This window comes from Geobacillus sp. C56-T2, from assembly GCF_007829715.1.
Taxonomy (GTDB): Bacteria; Bacillota; Bacilli; order Bacillales; family Anoxybacillaceae; genus Geobacillus; species Geobacillus icigianus.
Genome location: NZ_VJWB01000001.1, coordinates 1,480,424 through 1,496,125, shown reverse-complemented (window position 1 = coordinate 1,496,125; position 15,702 = coordinate 1,480,424). Strand labels below are relative to the sequence as shown.

The 15,702-nt window shown below is 55.5% G+C and carries 15 protein-coding genes and 1 pseudogene; 5 read left to right on the top strand and 11 right to left on the bottom strand.

Features of this window, described 5'->3' with window-relative positions:
• Nucleotides 1-66: 66 nt before the first annotated feature.
• From GC56T2_RS07520 to cysK, 8 genes are all read right to left on the bottom strand, one after another.
• Nucleotides 67-1,515, bottom strand: coding sequence for an FAD-binding oxidoreductase (locus GC56T2_RS07520; protein WP_144974201.1), 1,449 nt, complete (start codon nucleotides 1,513-1,515; stop codon nucleotides 67-69).
• Nucleotides 1,512-2,870 (bottom strand): (Fe-S)-binding protein, encoded by a 1,359-nt coding sequence (locus tag GC56T2_RS07515; RefSeq protein ID WP_144974199.1) that lies wholly within the window; start codon nucleotides 2,868-2,870, stop codon nucleotides 1,512-1,514. The genes GC56T2_RS07520 and GC56T2_RS07515 overlap by 4 nt, the downstream gene beginning before the upstream one ends.
• Nucleotides 2,870-4,192 (bottom strand): FAD-binding oxidoreductase, encoded by a 1,323-nt coding sequence (locus GC56T2_RS07510; RefSeq protein WP_144974197.1) that lies wholly within the window; start codon nucleotides 4,190-4,192, stop codon nucleotides 2,870-2,872. Before GC56T2_RS07510 ends, GC56T2_RS07515 begins: the two co-directional genes overlap by 1 nt.
• Before the next feature lie 248 nt (nucleotides 4,193-4,440).
• Nucleotides 4,441-5,337 carry an NAD(P)-dependent oxidoreductase gene (locus GC56T2_RS07505; protein WP_144974195.1) on the bottom strand — a complete coding sequence of 299 codons (897 nt, stop codon included), beginning with the start codon at nucleotides 5,335-5,337 and terminating at the stop codon, nucleotides 4,441-4,443.
• The gene (locus tag GC56T2_RS07500) at nucleotides 5,334-6,128 is read right to left on the bottom strand and encodes a hydroxypyruvate isomerase family protein (RefSeq protein ID WP_144974193.1); all 795 of its coding nucleotides are present in this window, start codon (nucleotides 6,126-6,128) and stop codon (nucleotides 5,334-5,336) included. The genes GC56T2_RS07505 and GC56T2_RS07500 overlap by 4 nt, the downstream gene beginning before the upstream one ends.
• 63 nt (nucleotides 6,129-6,191) lie before the next feature.
• On the bottom strand, nucleotides 6,192-6,365 hold the full coding sequence (locus tag GC56T2_RS07495) for a hypothetical protein (protein ID WP_186440024.1): 174 nt from the start codon (nucleotides 6,363-6,365) through the stop codon (nucleotides 6,192-6,194).
• 265 nt (nucleotides 6,366-6,630) lie between these two features.
• Nucleotides 6,631-7,269, bottom strand: coding sequence for a Bax inhibitor-1/YccA family protein (locus tag GC56T2_RS07485; protein ID WP_144974191.1), 639 nt, complete (start codon nucleotides 7,267-7,269; stop codon nucleotides 6,631-6,633).
• Nucleotides 7,270-7,511: 242 nt separating this feature from the next.
• Nucleotides 7,512-8,435 carry a cysteine synthase A gene (gene cysK / locus GC56T2_RS07480; RefSeq protein ID WP_144974189.1) on the bottom strand — a complete coding sequence of 308 codons (924 nt, stop codon included), beginning with the start codon at nucleotides 8,433-8,435 and terminating at the stop codon, nucleotides 7,512-7,514.
• Between the two features lie 361 nt (nucleotides 8,436-8,796).
• Here cysK and GC56T2_RS07475 point away from each other — a divergent pair, with 361 nt between their 5' ends.
• Together GC56T2_RS07475 and GC56T2_RS07470 are read left to right on the top strand one after the other, a co-directional pair.
• Nucleotides 8,797-9,900, top strand: a complete 1,104-nt coding sequence (locus GC56T2_RS07475) for a histidine kinase N-terminal domain-containing protein (RefSeq protein WP_144974187.1) — start codon at nucleotides 8,797-8,799, stop codon at nucleotides 9,898-9,900.
• Nucleotides 9,901-9,944: 44 nt separating this feature from the next.
• A complete protein-coding gene (locus GC56T2_RS07470) occupies nucleotides 9,945-10,301 on the top strand; it encodes a hypothetical protein (protein ID WP_144974185.1) in 357 nt (118 codons plus the stop codon).
• A gap of 51 nt (nucleotides 10,302-10,352) precedes the next feature.
• Here GC56T2_RS07470 and GC56T2_RS17750 read toward each other — a convergent pair whose 3' ends face one another.
• From GC56T2_RS17750 to GC56T2_RS07460, 3 genes and pseudogenes are all read right to left on the bottom strand, one after another.
• Entirely contained in the window at nucleotides 10,353-10,493 is a 141-nt protein-coding gene (locus GC56T2_RS17750; protein ID WP_172706212.1) for a hypothetical protein, read from the bottom strand.
• Nucleotides 10,494-10,565: 72 nt separating this feature from the next.
• Nucleotides 10,566-11,163, bottom strand: a pseudogene (locus GC56T2_RS18095) (electron transport protein); the annotation flags it as partial.
• An 837-nt stretch (nucleotides 11,164-12,000) separates the two neighbouring features.
• The gene (locus GC56T2_RS07460; RefSeq protein ID WP_144974183.1) at nucleotides 12,001-13,437 is read right to left on the bottom strand and encodes a DDE-type integrase/transposase/recombinase; all 1,437 of its coding nucleotides are present in this window, start codon (nucleotides 13,435-13,437) and stop codon (nucleotides 12,001-12,003) included.
• Between the two features lie 167 nt (nucleotides 13,438-13,604).
• Between GC56T2_RS07460 and GC56T2_RS07455 the strand changes: the two genes are divergently transcribed.
• The 3 genes from GC56T2_RS07455 to GC56T2_RS07445 all read left to right on the top strand — a co-directional run bounded on the left by GC56T2_RS07455 (nucleotide 13,605) and on the right by GC56T2_RS07445 (nucleotide 15,570).
• A complete protein-coding gene (locus tag GC56T2_RS07455) occupies nucleotides 13,605-13,790 on the top strand; it encodes a spore coat protein (RefSeq protein WP_081207549.1) in 186 nt (61 codons plus the stop codon).
• 20 nt (nucleotides 13,791-13,810) lie between these two features.
• Entirely contained in the window at nucleotides 13,811-14,101 is a 291-nt protein-coding gene (locus tag GC56T2_RS07450; RefSeq protein WP_063166064.1) for a spore coat protein, read from the top strand.
• A 95-nt stretch (nucleotides 14,102-14,196) separates the two neighbouring features.
• Nucleotides 14,197-15,570 (top strand): S8 family peptidase, encoded by a 1,374-nt coding sequence (locus GC56T2_RS07445; RefSeq protein WP_144974181.1) that lies wholly within the window; start codon nucleotides 14,197-14,199, stop codon nucleotides 15,568-15,570.
• The last annotated feature ends 132 nt before the right edge of the window (nucleotides 15,571-15,702 follow it).

Here is a 15,702-nt window from a genome sequence, read left to right as displayed (position 1 = left end):
TTCTTAATCAGCCTAAAAAAATGATACCATGAAAGCAAACGACGGGCAATCATTTTCGCAACATTTTCATTTGACTGGCAATGGCGCTTGTTTCGTCTCGACGCACCGCCCCGGCGTCGGAAACAGCTTGCCGGCATTGAGCAAGTTTTTCGGATTGAACACATCGCGGATCGCCGTTTGCGCCAAAATTTCCTCGTCCGTGAAAATGAAGCGCATCTCTTCTTTTTTCTCAATGCCAACGCCATGTTCCCCTGTAATCGATCCGCCGACCGCCGCGCACGCCTTGAGGCATTCGCTTCCGGCGGCAAGCGCCCGCTCCGTCTCCCTAGGCTTGCTCGCGTCAAACAGCACAAGCGGGTGCAAATTGCCGTCGCCGGCGTGGAAAATGTTAGCGATTCTCAGTCCATACCTGCGGCTGATCGCGGCGATTTCCCGCAGCACTTCCGGCAGCCGGCTGCGCGGAATGACGCCGTCCTGCACTAAATAGTCAGGCGAAATCGCCCCCATGGCGCCAAAGCCGGTTTTCCGATTCGCCCACCAGCGGGCTCGTTCTTCCTCTGACTGAGCGACTTTCACTTCGCGCACACGATGGCGGCGGCAAATCGTTAAAATATCGTTGATTTGTTCGTCGATTCCAGCGGAAATGCCATCCACTTCAATGAGCAACAGCGCGGCGATGTCTTTCGGGTGCCCGACCGGAAACGCGGCCGCTTCGACCGCCTCGATGGCGGTTTGATCCATCATCTCGAGCGCCGCCGGCACGATCCCGGCGGAAATGATGTCGGAAACGGTTTGGCTCGCGTCTTCGACTTCATCAAAATAAGCGAGCACCGTCTGTTTCGCCTCAGGATTTTTCAACAGGCGGACGGTAATTTTCGTCACGATGCCAAGCGTCCCTTCCGACCCGGTCAGCAGCCCGAGCAAATCGTAGCCGGGCGGATCGGGGACGCCGTTTCCGCCGATTTCAATCACTTCGCCGGTTGGCAAGACGACTTCAAGTCCTAAAATATGGTTCGTCGTCACTCCATATTTCAAGCAATGGGCGCCGCCGGCGTTTTCCGCGACGTTGCCGCCGATCGTGCAGCAATATTGGCTTGACGGGTCGGGCGCGTAGTAATAGCCGCGGTGGGCGACCGAGTTCGTCAGCTTCAAATTGACAAACCCCGGTTCAACAACGGCGCGGCGATTTTCCAAGTCCACATGCAACAGCCGCTTCATCCGCGTTAAGCTGATGACGACTTCGCCGTTTAACGGAATCGCTCCGCCGCTTAGCCCCGTGCCAGCGCCGCGGGCGAGAAACGGAAGGTCATGCTTATGGCAATAGTTGACGATTGCCGCCACTTCCTCAGTGCTGTTTGGAAAGACAACGGCCCTTGGCAAATGGCGGTGGACGGTGAACCCGTCGCAGTCATAGGCGATCAAGTCTTCCTTCCGGTACAAAATCGCCGTTTCGCCGACGATGCCGGCGAGCGCCTGAATGTGCGGGTCGTTCGTTGCAATCGGCCGCTTTCTCATATGCGCACGTCCTTCCCTTCTTTTTGATACGCCCAATCGAGCAGCTGCACCGTATGGACGATTTTTTGGTTTCGGCCATGTTTCATGACGCCAAGCGCCATTTGCAGCATGCAACCCGGGTTGCCCATCGAGATGAGTTCCACCTCTTGCGGCACGTGTTGCATTTTGCTCTCCAGCACCGCTTGCGCCATCTCCGGATGGGTGATGTTGTAAATGCCCGCACTGCCGCAGCAGCGGTCGGCGTTCGGCATGGCGACCATTTCCACCCCCGGAATGCTTTCAAGCAAGGCGCGCGGCTCTTGGCGGATGCCTTGGCCGTGGGCAAGATGGCACGCATCATGGTACGTGAGGCGCACGTTCAGTTCGGCTCGCGGTCGCTCAAAGCCGGTATCATGCAGAAACTTTGACACATCCTCGACTTTGGCGGCAAATTGCTCTGCTTTTTCATGCCATTCCGGATCATTGCGGAACAGTTCCGGATATTCTTTCAACATGCAGCCGCAGCCGGCGGCGTTGACAATGACATGGTCGACATGCTGAAACGCCTCGATGTTTTGCCTAGCGAGCTTCCGGCCCGTTTCGCGGTCGCCGGCATGCACATGAAGCGCCCCGCAGCACGTCTGGTTCGGCACGATGACGACGTCGTTGCCGTTTCGCGCCAATACGCGGATCGTCGCCTCGTTAATGTCGCTAAACATCACGTCCATCACGCAACCGGTCAAGATCGCGACCGTCCGCTTTGTTTCCCCCTTCGCCTTGATGAGCGGCGCGCGCTTATACTTTTTCCGCACCGGCGTGCCGACCTCGGGCAAAACGGCCTCCATCTCCGCCAAATGGTCCGGCATCACCCGCAGCAAGCCGGTTTTGCGCGCCACCGTCTGCAGCCCGCTTTTTTGGTACAGCTTCAACAAGCGGCCCAGCCAATCAAGGCGCGATGGGTGCGGGAACACCCCTTTTAAGAAAAAGTCGCTGACAAACGCCTTCCAGCCTGTAAGCGGCACCGCCTGGCGAAGCTGGCCGCGCACTTGTTCAATCAGACCGCCGACGTCGACATCGGCCGGGCAAGCCGTCGTACAGGCGCGGCAATCCAAGCACGTAAAAATCGGGTCAAGCAAATCCGGCGTTAAATCAAGCTTCCCTTCCCCGACCGACTTCATCAAATGGACGCGGCCGCGCGGGGAGTGCTGCTCTTGGCCGGTTTGTTCGTACGTCGGGCACGACTCTAAACACATGCCGCAATGGACGCAATCGGCCCACTTGCTTGGGTCGGGCAAATCGGCGAACCGGTAGTTGCCAAGGCTCGTGGTCGCACACGCCGGACTGCCCGTCCGCTCACTTGTCATGGCGTTCATCATTAAATCCCCCCAATAAAGCGCTGATCGTTGACCGTTTTGTTTGGATCGACTTTCCGTTTGATGCCCTCAAGCAAGAAAAAGTACGATGGCTTTCCGCCCCAGACATCAATGCGCTGGCGCAGCGAAAACGGCAAATGTTTCACCACCGCGTAGCCGCCGAGGCGAACTGCCGTTTGACGCAGCTCCTCGATCGCCGTCAACACGTCCTTTTCGCCGCCGCGCACGTACGCCTGACAAAGCCCATGGCCCAACCCGCCGTGCGCTTCGAGGCGGACATGGCAGCGGTCCGCAATTAAAGCGCTTTCTCGCAAGACGGAGAGCACATCCAAGTTGACAACCCCGATTTTCACTGCCGCTTCCACACCGTTTTCTGCCGGCGCCAGACGCCCGTTTGGCGCCACGGTATAAAACGTCCGCCAAAAAGCGGAAGCCTCCGCGCCGGCGAAAACGGCCATTTCCGCTGTTTGCGGCCGCAGGCGTTCGACCGACTGCTCTTGATAATGAACGGCGCTTTCCACATCTTCAAACCCGATCACAAGCGTATAAACCGGTCGTCCTGTCAGCCGCTCGGCCAGCGCCGGGTTGAGCAGTTCAAAACAAACCGGCTCCATCATCGTATCAAGGAAGGAAACGGCGAACGAGCGAACGTCATGAAGATCGCCGCTTGGGAACGACAACAGCACAACGCTTTCATATTTCGCCAGCGGCCGGAGCTTGAACGTAATCTCGCTCAGCACCCCGAGCGTCCCCATCGCCCCGATAAACAGTTTGTTCATGTCATAACCAGCGACGTTTTTCACCACTTTGCCGCCGGAACGAATGACCGTGCCGTCGGGATAGACGACGCGCAGCCCGATGACCGAATCGCGCGCTGACCCATAGCCGAGCCGCTTCGGACCGCTGTCGTTCACGGCAATGACCCCGCCGATCGTCGCTTCCTCCGGCCAAAACGGGTCCAAGGCGACCTTTTGCCGATACGGAGCGAGCGCGCGCTGCAACTCGCCAAACACCGTTCCCGCTTTGACCGTGACCGTCATATCGGCGGCCGCGTGTTCGACAATGCCGGCATAGCGTTCCAACGACAGCAAGATGTCCGCCTGCGCCCGCTGCCCGCCAAACCCCCGTTTTGTGCCGCGTCCGGCGATGGCGACTTTTTTGCCATGGCGGTCGGCATAGCGGAGCACCGCAGCGATTTCTTCCTCTGTTTGTGGATAGACCGTCACCGCCCCATCATTGCCAAGGGGATGGAACGTTTCATTCCGTTTGATTTGTTCCGGATGCAAAAACGCCTGCAGCTCCTCAATCCATGCCAATGAAAGCATGAGCGCCCTCCTTTGTTTCGTAATAGGAAACATCGTTTCTTTTTATCTGTAAAAAAAAGCAAACCGCTTGAACCGTTGTCTTCATCAGGAAGAGCGTCCCGAGAGGATCGGATACCTTTTCTGATCCCCGTCATATCGACAGGCGGTTTCGCCCCAAACAACCTTTTGGGGCCAGCCCCCTCTACTTCTATTAAATCATCGCGTCTCCATTTTTTCAATGAATTTTTTGAATTTGATGATCATTTTGTTCATTCTGTCTCTTTCACCACCACGCCAACCCGCTGCTCGAGCAGTTGGATGACGGCTGACATATCCAAATCGGCCAGTCCGGCGGCGATGGCTTCGGCAAACGCTTTTTCTGCTGGAATGCCGAGCCGACGGCCGAGGCCGATTTCATCCATCAACTCGTTCGCCAAGCGCACGTCTTTATGTACGTATTTCACCGCCCCGCCAGGAGTGAATCGACGAGGCAGCACGAACTGCTCCATATGGCGGCGCAGCATCCGGCTGTCTCCGTAGCTTTCTTTTAATAGGCGATACAGCTTCCCGGCGTCGAGCCCGTAAGCGACGCCGGCGACCATCGCTTCCGCCGCGGCGACCGAATGGACGGCGACTAAGTACTGGTTGATCGCTTTGGCTGCGCTGCCGGCGCCGCTTTCTCCTAAATATTCGACCGTTTTTCCCAACGCGCCAAGCAGCGGGCGCACCTGCTCCCACGCCGCTTGATCGCCGCCGACCATCATCGTGAGCGTTCCTTGTTCCGCCCCTTCCGGCCCGCCGCTGACCGGCGCATCCAAATAGGCGATGCCGCGCTGACGGGCCCGTTCGGCCACAAGCCGGCTCGTCTTTGGACCGACGGTTGTAAAATCGAGGCAAACCGTTCCCGGACGAGCCGCCTCAAGAATGCCGCCTTCCCCTGTATAGACATTGATGACATCATCCGGCATCGATAAGCATGTGCAAATGACATCCGCCCCGCCGGCCAGCTCTGCCACTGTCGCCGCCTGTCGGGCGCCAAGGTTGACAAGCGGAACCGCTTTTTCTGGCGTACGGTTGTACACCGTGACATTGAATCCCGCTTCCAGCAGGCGCCTGGCCATGCGTGAGCCCATCACACCCAAGCCGATAAAGCCGACGCGTGTCATCGTCCTCCTCCTTCCTGCCGACGATATTCCTCATACCAGCCCAAACTTTCGCTGCTTTCCCGCGATGGAATGTACTCAAGGCCAATCGCTCCATTGTAGCCGCGCTTTTGCAAAAAGGCGAACATCTCGCGATACGGCAGCGCCCCCGTCCCCGGCTCATGCCGCCCGGGGGCATCGGCGAATTGGACATGGGCAATGAGCGGCTCGTAAGCAGCAAACGTGGCCGCCACATCGAAGCCAAGCCGCGCCATATGATAGATGTCATACTGCAGCTTGATGTTCGGCCGGCCGAGATCGCGGATGATCGCCGCTGCTTCGGCAATGTCCGTTAAAAAGTAGCCGGGCATATCGAACGGATTGATCGGTTCAATCATCAGCGTCAACCCATGAACCGCAAGCGCTGCCGCCGCTTCGTCGATGCGGCGCATATACGTTTCCTTCGCCTGCTCGCGCGCCATCTCCTTCGGCACGACTCCAGCCATGCAATGAAGATGCGGCACACCAAGCTCAACCGCATAGCGCAGCCCCTCTTCCAGCGCCCGCTGAAACGCTTCATGACGATCGGGAAAAATCGCGAGTCCGCGCTCCCCCTTTTCCCAATCGCCCGCTGGCAAATTGATCAACAGAAGCGACAGTTCATGTGCTTCCAACTCACAAGCAATCGCCTCCGGCGCCGCCGCATACGGAAACTGGCACTCTACCAATGAAAACCCGTGCTGCCTTGCCTTGGCAAACCGGGCGAGAAACGGTGTCTCCGTAAACATGGTCGATACATTGACGGCAAACTTCATCCTGTGACTCCTTCCCCCTTTGTTCTTTTTTGTTATTCTCCTCACTCCCCGCCGATTCCTGCTTCACCGCGTCTCCCCTTTCACACCGTAAAAAAAGAGCCGCACCATGTCTTCGACCAATCGCTCGTTATACAAGGAAGCGGGAATTTTTTCCGACAGCTCCCGCCATCCGTTCAAGTAAAGCAACAGCGCCTCGAATGACGAAAAACGGGCGCTGTCGTTATCCGGCGGGGCCACCGTTTTGTTTTACAGCTTGGATCTCATCGGCAATCTGACTAAAAAACCGAATGGCTCCGATATGGGTCGATCTTTGCCGCCTTCGAGCCTGGAAACATCGCCCAAGGCCAAGCTGAATGGCTCCCTGTCTCCCTGTTGTTATTCGCGCTCGGCGCCCTCGGCTACACGGCAGGGATGGGCCTGTTTGCCAAGCGCGACTTGCCGCTTTGATCCGTGCCATCGTCATAGAAAAAGGGCTGCTCCTTTTGGCAGCCCTTTTTGATGCTCAATCGTCATCGCTGGCGAAAAAACGCAAAATGTAGACAAACAAGTTGATGAAATCAAGGTAAATATTGACGACAATCATCGGAATGTCCGCTTCCGTAAAGCCATAGCGGGCCAAACGGTTGATGTCGTAAATCGTAAAGCCAAGGAAAATCAAAATCCCTAGCGCCGCCACTCCCATTTGCCCGATGCTCGAGAACGGGATGAACCATTGAATGATCAACAAGCCAAGGAGCGCAAACGCGCCAAGCATCAAAAATCCGCCGAGGAACGAAAAATCTTCTTTCGTTCGCGCCGCGTAAATGGCAACGCCCGTAAACGAGACCACCGCTAGGGCAAACGCTTTGAACACCGCCGCCGCGCCGATGATGGAAATGTAATAGCCGATGAGCGGATAAAGCGTCGCCCCCGAGACAAACATAAAGGCAAACATGAGCGGATAGCCGACCGCTTTTTTGCGGCGGGCGAAGATCATCACCAAAAGCAAAATGAGTTCAAGCGCATAAAGCGGCAAATAAAGGCCGGCCGGCACCCACTGCCCAGCATACAGCCCCGCCGTCGCAACGGCCAACGCCGCGAGAAATGAAACCGCCAACTTCGCCACCGGACTGTGCGGACGATAAACGGTCGAATGATTCATGGCAACCCCCTCCTTTTTCTTTCTAGTTTAACATATGTTTGTTTCTTGTTACAGTCCTTTCTTTATTAGTTGCCGTTGACTGCATGGACCGTCCATCATACCGGATGGGCCATTGTTCGATCCGTTGTAAAATCCATCCAACGAAAACATCCTCCCCGTTGTGTTGGGGAGGAATGCTTTCTATTGAAGGCAAGGAGCAACAGAAGCAGACGCCCATGTTTTTTCACCGATGCGCCCTTCGCTTAATCGGCAAATAAATCAGATGACAAATACCGTTCACCGGAGTCCGGCGCCATGCAAAGGACGCGCGCTCCTTTTGGCAGCTGCTTGGCTACTTTGATGGCGTAATAGGCGCTCGCCGCAGCCGAAGCGCCGACCAAAATGCCTTCCTTCGCTGCCAGTTCGCGCGCCATCTGCTGGGCATCCTCATCTTTGATCAAAAAAATGTCATCATAAATCGAGCGGTTTAAAATTTTCGGGATAAACCCTGGACCCGTGCCGGGAATTTTGTGCGGCCCCGGCTTGCCGCCCGACAAGACGGGTGAGCCGTACGGTTCAACGACATAAATGCGCAAATTCGGGATCCGCTTTTTCAATTCTTCTCCTGTTCCCGTCACCGTTCCCCCGGTGCCGGCGGTGAGCACGAACGCATCGAGCCGCCCAGCGAACGCTTCGTAAATTTCCACCGCCGTTGTATGCCGATGCGCGTCCGGATTGGCCGGATTTTCAAACTGCATCGGGATGAAGCTGTCAGGGATCTCGCGGGCGAGCCGGTTCGCCTCGTCGATCGCTCCTTGCATCCGTTTCTCGGCCGGCGTCAAATAGACTTCGGCCCCGTACGCCTTTAAAATTTTCACCCGTTCGACCGTCGCGTTATCCGGCATCGTGATGATGCAGCGATACCCGCGGGCGGCGCACACCATCGCTAAGCCGATGCCGGTGTTGCCAGATGTCGGTTCAATGATCGTGCTTTTTCCCGGCGCAATTTTCCCTTCCGCCTCGGCGCGGCGGATCATTTCCCAAGCCGGCCGATCTTTGACGCTGCCGCCAGGGTTAAACGATTCAAGCTTTATGTATACATCCGCCCCGTTCGGGTCCGGAAGGCGGCGCAGCTTGACAATCGGCGTGCCGCCGATCAAATCCAAAATGGACTCATACAGTTTCACAGCGTTCCCCAACCTTTTGAAAGAGATTTCTGACTGTTTCATTATACATGATGCGTCCTTGTTTATTCAAACCGTCGGCGCTGTTTCATGGCAGCGGACATAGACATTCCCCTATGGCTCGTGAAAAACGGTTGTTTCTTTTGAACGATGGGGGAAGGTGTGAAAGGGATTCTGATGCGACAGGTTTTTTCGATTTGAGAAACGAGGCTGGTAAACGGTCTGCTTCCTTACATCATCACCTTCCCCTGCTTTGCCGCCAAAGTGCCGTGCGCAGCGCACAGACGATTTTCCCCCTGTTCTCGGCCGATGTTCCCTCTTATAATGAAAGTAACAGCACGTGATCGAAAGTGAGGTGGCCTTTTTGGCAACGATCGCACAGCAGCTCGTCACCCATTTAGAAGCCCAGTTGCCCTGCTTTCTGGTCGAATGGCGGCAACAGATGAAAATTGCCAAAGATGATAAATATATCGATCTTGTCGAGCAAAACGGACTAGCCGTATTTGAACTTGTCAAAGAGGCGCTGCTCCGTTCGCCGTCCAGCGAGGCAGTGGAGTGCCTAGCCAACAAAATCGCCAAGGAACGGGCAGAAATGAACGCCGGCATCGGCGCTCTCGTCTACAATGTCAATCTAGGTCGGCGGCTCGTCATCCATCATGCGTTGACCGCGCCGCTGCCCATCAGCGCGCTCGCACCGCTCATCGGCCATTTAAACGAATTGTTTGACCAATTTTTGTTTCATGCCGTCACGAAATACAGCGAACTAAAAGAGAAGGAGCTGCGCGAAAAAAACATGCTCATTGCCCGGTCGCATCAAGACCGGCTGACCTTGCTCGGGCAAATGTCATCGAGCTTTGTCCATGAGTTTCGCAACCCATTGACCGCTGTTATCGGGTTCATTCAGCTGCTGAAGTTTGAACATCCCGAGCTTCCCTACTTAGACATTATCGACCATGAATTGCAGCAGCTGAAATTTCGCATTTCGCAGTTTCTGCATGCCTCACGCAAAGAAATTGTCGAAAGTGAAAAGGAAACGTTTTCGCTGCGCCGACTGTTAGAGGAAATCATCGATTTTTTATACGCGACGATCGTCGACTGCGATGTGAACATTTCGTTGGCGATCGATGAATCGATACATATTTTCGCCTATAAGGAGCAGATTCGCCAAGTCGTAGTCAACATTTTGCTCAATTCGATCGAAGCGGTAAAAGAAAAGGAAAAACCGCGCCGTATCGAAATTGCCGCCCGCCGTCAAGATGCGGATATCATCGTCGACATCACCAACAACGGCCCGGCCATCCCCGCCGATATCGTCGAGACCATTTTTGAGCCGTTTTTTACGACCAAAAAATTAGGAACGGGCATCGGCCTTTACATTTGCAAAAAAATCATCGCGGACCATGGCGGGGATATTTGCTGCTTTTCCAACGCTAACAGGACAACGTTTTCGATTCGTCTTCCTGCATAATCCCCCTTCCGATTGGGCATGATGGATGAAAAAAGGTGATGCTGATGAAATCGCAATGGAAGCGCTGGTTGGAACAGGCAGCGGGCGCCGTTCGCGAATGGTTTGGTCAGGAAACCCATTCGTTCGCCGAGCTGGCTGAGCTGATCCGCCATCATCCCGATACCGTTCAGTCTGAACGGACATGGCTCGGCTTGACGTATCGGTTTTACTCCCTGGCGCTCGATGGCGCGACGCTCAAGATGGAAACAAAGGTCGCCCCGGCCGGACGCGAGCGCATTTTGCAATTGTCGCTTCACCCCCCGCGGGCCAAGGCGGCGGTGTACCGTTGTTACGATGAAACAGGCAGCTTGGATGACATCGTTGCCACCCCGCCGCTTGCACAAAAAACCGCACCGAGTTGATCACGGTGCGGTTTTGTTGCGTCTCTTCGCCGAGCAGAATGAAAACGAAAATCAGCCTTTCATTCCCTCCAGCCATTCTTGGTAACAATCCGGGCAGAGCGTTTCCTCCCGCTCCTCGCCGTTCGTATGGAACGAAACGTAATGCACGTTATCCTCGCACTGGCACTGGCAATAAAAGCACGTTTCGCTCATCGAGTTCCCCCCTTGCCTAGTAGTGTGAACTGCTAAACAGCGGCTGTTGCAAGGGAACTGTTCCCAGCGCGGTCAACGCGATGTGAGCGACAACAAATAATCCAATACCGCTTCTTGCTCCTCCTTCGTAAATCCGGCTTGACGGTCGATCCAATATCGATGCCCCTCCCCTGTCACATGCACTGTCGGCAAGGCGGGATCAGCAGTATTCGCAGCGATGACGCGCTGGCGCCACGTCCGGTCAATAAGCGCCCGCAAGCTGTTGCGCGCGTCGGGGACAATACCTTTTCCGACCGTGCCCGCCGGCCCGAGCTCCCCGTTCGGTCCAACCGCCACACCGCCATCATGCAAGTATGGAGCGCTCCAAGCGAGCCCGATCAGGCTCGGCACTTTATACCCTCCCGGCGAATCGCCATGCGCAAAGGAGAGCCGGATTTGTTCTCGGTCTAACTGATCGGTTGGCACTTTCAACACTTTCGCCCCTTTTGGAATCGGCACCGGCGTATTAGGAGCGTACAACACCGGCTCCCCAAACACTTTTTCTGTTTTCTTCAGCGCTTTCGCCCGCGACGGCTCGGTACCCACCACATCAGCGGCGATGACCCGGTTGTTCGTCAAATACGCCCCTTGCATGGCAGCGGATGCAGCCGGCGCGGACGAACACCTTCCGCGATGCCCATGATGTCGGTTAAGAACACCTCGTTTCCAAATGTCTCCTTATAAAACACCTCTTTGCCGAGACGAAGCAGCCGGTCATCGACGAGAACCGCTCCGTCCTCTTCCCGCAAGCGCCCGTTTGCCGTCGACAATGTTTTCACACGGCCGTCATCCGCGCCGATCCAACGTCCCCACCAGTCGATCCCAGTTCGCTCGCTTGCTTTATACGGCTTCACCGCTTCGTTGTCCGGTACAGCCGCGTACTCACCCCGGCGTAAAAGAAGAGCAGCCCCGGCAGCCAAAAGAAGGAGAACCGCGATGCCTAACGCAATGGCTGCCTTTTTCATCCGTTCATTCCCCCCTGCATGAAAATGGATTGCGGACATAGTATGCCCCGCCACCGGTAAAACTTGAGGCACACCGCCGGCGCTTTTTTCCGATGGGACAGCTGCCTCGAAGCGCCATCCCCGACGTTTCCATTACTCCATCTATACAGGCGAAACGCGTTACCGATCTGAAAACAGACCTGATATTCCCATGATTACCCATCTATACAACAAGCAACTGGGTACATACTATGTCACGGGTAGCGTCAAAAGTTCTATGAAAACTCCACACAGACCATCCCATTGAGCATCGTGGGGCATGCAGAGAGCCGGATTCGCCCTTGACCAACACCCGCCAAAGGTGGGAAAGAGTCGTCAAGGGCGACGGGGACAAAAAAGAAGGCAATAGGAAAGCCGCCCTTGCTTTTACCGAATTTTACCTTTGGCGGTGTTCGGTTGGTCAAGGGTTCGCTTCGCCGAATCCGGCAGGAGTTCTGTTCAACGGGCTCTGGAGGACAAAAAAGTTAGGCTGCCTCGTTTTGAAGGAAGTCCTGAGCCATGGTGATGAGCTTCGTCCACCGGGCTGGCATATGCGGCAGCTCGGCGAGCTCCGGGATGACGACCGGTACCCGGCCTTCGAGCGCGCTATGCGGGCGCAGAAAGTTGAAATACGCCACAAACAGCGTCACAAAGGACACCGAGCCTTCCTCGGCGCCAAACCCATGGGTCGGGCGGTAGTTGCCTTTAAAGGTCCGGTTGAATCGCTCGATGATCTGCTTGAGAGGGCGAAACTCTTCCGAGACCGGATCTTCGTTGGTCAGGCCGATCACCTGGCGGACGTCAAACGAAATCCCGTGCTGGGCAAAGAAGTGTTGCGCCAACCGGTAAATCGGGTTGCCATCCACGACGAACGACAAGTCGTCTGGAAGGGACGGCAGCTTCCTGAGGACATCATTGATCGCCTTGATGGCCGAGAGCGTGTCCCGGTTGGGCGAGACGCGATAGGACAGCACGATCTTTTTCACGGCGTCGAACATAAAGAATAGGTAATGCCAACGGCCCTTCACACGAATATATGTCTCGTCCCCACAGAACGAACCGGACAGCTCATACGGGAATCGGTCGACAAAGGGCTTGATCCAAAGCGCGACGCTGTTGGCGTAGTTGAGCACCGTCTGATGAGAGATCGAGACGCCATGGATGTCCTTCAGGGCGGCGGCGGTTTCCCTCGAGGACATCCCAAAGTTGACGTAGTACGTCAACACGAGCCCCAACACGTGCGGCGACGCAGCCAGCCGGGACAAATCGACCTTCGGCTTGATGAGCGACGAGGAAGCCAACGGGAGAAAGTCAAACAAGAACTCCCGAAACAAATACCGCACCTTGAAGGCTTGAGGATTCTGTTGAAACTGTTGGCGCTCTTTCTTCGTCATCCGGCGAAGGTTGGCCTGGTAAAACGGGCAATCGTTGTTCTTGCACTTATAGACGTTGTATTCCTTGCGTTCCTTGATTTTTTCCAACGTCTTTTTGCAGTGCGGACAACGAAAGACCGCTTGCTTGGTGAACCGATTTCGGTGGTTGAACCGGCATTGGCACACTTTGCATTGGTATTGCCCTTTTCCGCCGTTATTGGCGTACAGGTAAGAAGAGGGAGCCTGGCAGCGAGGGCAGGTCAACGAATCCGGAACACGGTGTTTCGCCTTCGCGCGGCGCTGGATGGGCCGTAAAGGACGTCTGTGCTGGGCTTCATAGTCTGCCAACAGCTTCCGGTAATCAAGGGTTTCCGGCACATCGATGATCGGAAGGTCATCGACCTGAAGTTTCCGGTACGGCTTTTGGATGGGTTCGTCCCAGTCCTCGAGATGCAAGGATTTTCCCAATATCACACCCATCAAATACACAATGATTTGATATTGGGTCTTGATGATTTCGAGCAAATAGGCTAATAATTGAGGTAACAAGCTTGTCACTCCTTTGTTTTGGCTGTTGGGTGTCGTTACCTCAATGATGGCCGAAAACAATGGGGGTGGCAAGCTTTTTTTCTTCCAACCGTTGAAACTCAAGGGAAAACCGTGAGTGTGGAGGATAAACTTTTGACAATACCATGTCACGGAAGGTGGTGAAAGGGATGAAAGCGGCAGGAACGCACGAAACACTCGAGTTGCACGAGCTGCTGATGTTTAAAAACACATGCCTCGCCAAAAGCATGGCCATGCGGCAAATGGTGAGCGACCCGCAACTGAAATCGCTCATCGAGCAAGACATTCAAAAAACAACGCAGCATATCCGCGACTTGCAAAACTTATTATCATAACGAACGAAGGAGGGACAATGATGCAGGCAACAATGACGCCGACCGGCGTATTAAATGATCAAATGATCGCCGCCGATTATCTCATTGGGGCGAAAAGCGCGATCAAAGGGTGCGCGATGGCCATTGCCGAAGCAGCGACCCCGGAAGTGCGCAATACGCTGAAGCAACATTTAAATGATGCGATTGCGTTTCATGAGCAAATTAGCCAATATATGGTCAACAAAGGGTATTACCATCCGACCAACGTTCAAGAGCAGTTGCGTATGGATATACAGGCAGCGCAACAAGTGCTGCAATCAGCCGGACGCTAGATGAATTCATGGGATTCGCCCATTAAAGGGAGAATCCCATTTTTTCATCATTTGCCCGCCATTCGCCCATCCTAACAAAGAGGGAGGTGAACATCATGAATCGCCGATGGAGGAGATGGGCAGTCTTGAGTGCAGCCGCAGCTTTGGTCGTCATCGCCGCCATTAGTTTCCACCGGCCGGCGACCGAACGGAACGCCCCGGCCCCACCGCGGCTTGAGCCGTTTGACACCAAAGACAGGCGCACTCATCCGACCGTCGTCACCTTGGACAGTCTCAGCGCAGGCGAACAGCTGAAACAGCGATTGAACGGGCACCCGCGCATTCGGGAAATCCGCCACAACCGCCGCGGCGACCGAAGCCACTATTTTGCAAACGACATCATCGTCCGTTTTCGGACGATGCCGACCGATCGCGAGCTTGCGCAAATCGAGGCCGCCGTTGCCGGACGGCTTGTTCAACAGCTTGATCACGTGTTTGTGTTCCGTTCGCGCGAGCGGACATATGAGGAGATGCGCCGCTATTTCCGCGCGATTCCAGCGGTCGACTATTGCGAACCGAACTACATTTACATGCAAAATGACCTTCGAGAAGCAGTGGAAAGGCCAAACGATTCGTTTTACGCCCGCTATCAATGGAATTTGCCCGCCATTGATACGGAAGCGGGCTGGACGTTGTCGCACGGCAGACGAACCGTACCTGTCGCCGTGATTGACAGCGGCGTCGATTTGACCCATCCCGATTTGGCCCGCCGCCTCGATCCCGGGTACAACGTGTTGGCCAACGATCGTTTGCCGGCAGACGAAAACGGTCATGGCACCCATGTTGCCGGCATCATCGCCTCACAGCCAAACAACGGCGAGGGGATTGCTGGCATGACTTGGCTGAACCCGATTCTGCCCGTTAAGGCATTGAACGCCGATGGCTATGGAACAAGCATTGACGTGGCGAAAGGAATCCGTTGGGCGGTCGATCACGGCGCCAAAGTCATTAATTTGAGCCTTGGCAATTACCAACCTTCTTCGGTGCTGGAGGAAGCGATTCGTTACGCCGATCAACACGATGTCGTCCTTGTGGCCGCTTCCGGCAATGACAGCACGTCCCAGCCGAGCTTTCCGGCCGCTTACCCGGAAGTGATCAGCGTCGGGGCGGTAGACCCGGATCTTTCGTACGCGTTGTACTCCAACTATGGCGATTATGTCGATGTCGTCGCGCCCGGGACGAACATTGCCAGCACGTTTGCCGGACACCGGTACGCCGCCCTTTCCGGCACGTCGATGGCCGCGCCACACGTCGCCGCGCTCGCCGCTTTGATCCGCTCTATCAACCCGCGCCTCACCAACGACGAGGTGCGCCGCGTGATCATTCAGAGCGCCGTCGATTTAGGCGACCGCGGAAAAGACCCGTATTATGGCTATGGGCTGATTAACGTTTACCGTGCGCTTCAGCTGGCAAAAGCCTCCGCTTCCTAAGAGGCTGGAAAAACGGGTGTTTGTCTTGGGCAAGGGGGAGCGTGTGAAAGACGATCCTGATGCGACAGAGCTTTTCTATTTGAGAAACGGGGTTGATAAGCGGCCTGCTCCGTTAAATCACCAGCCTTCTAA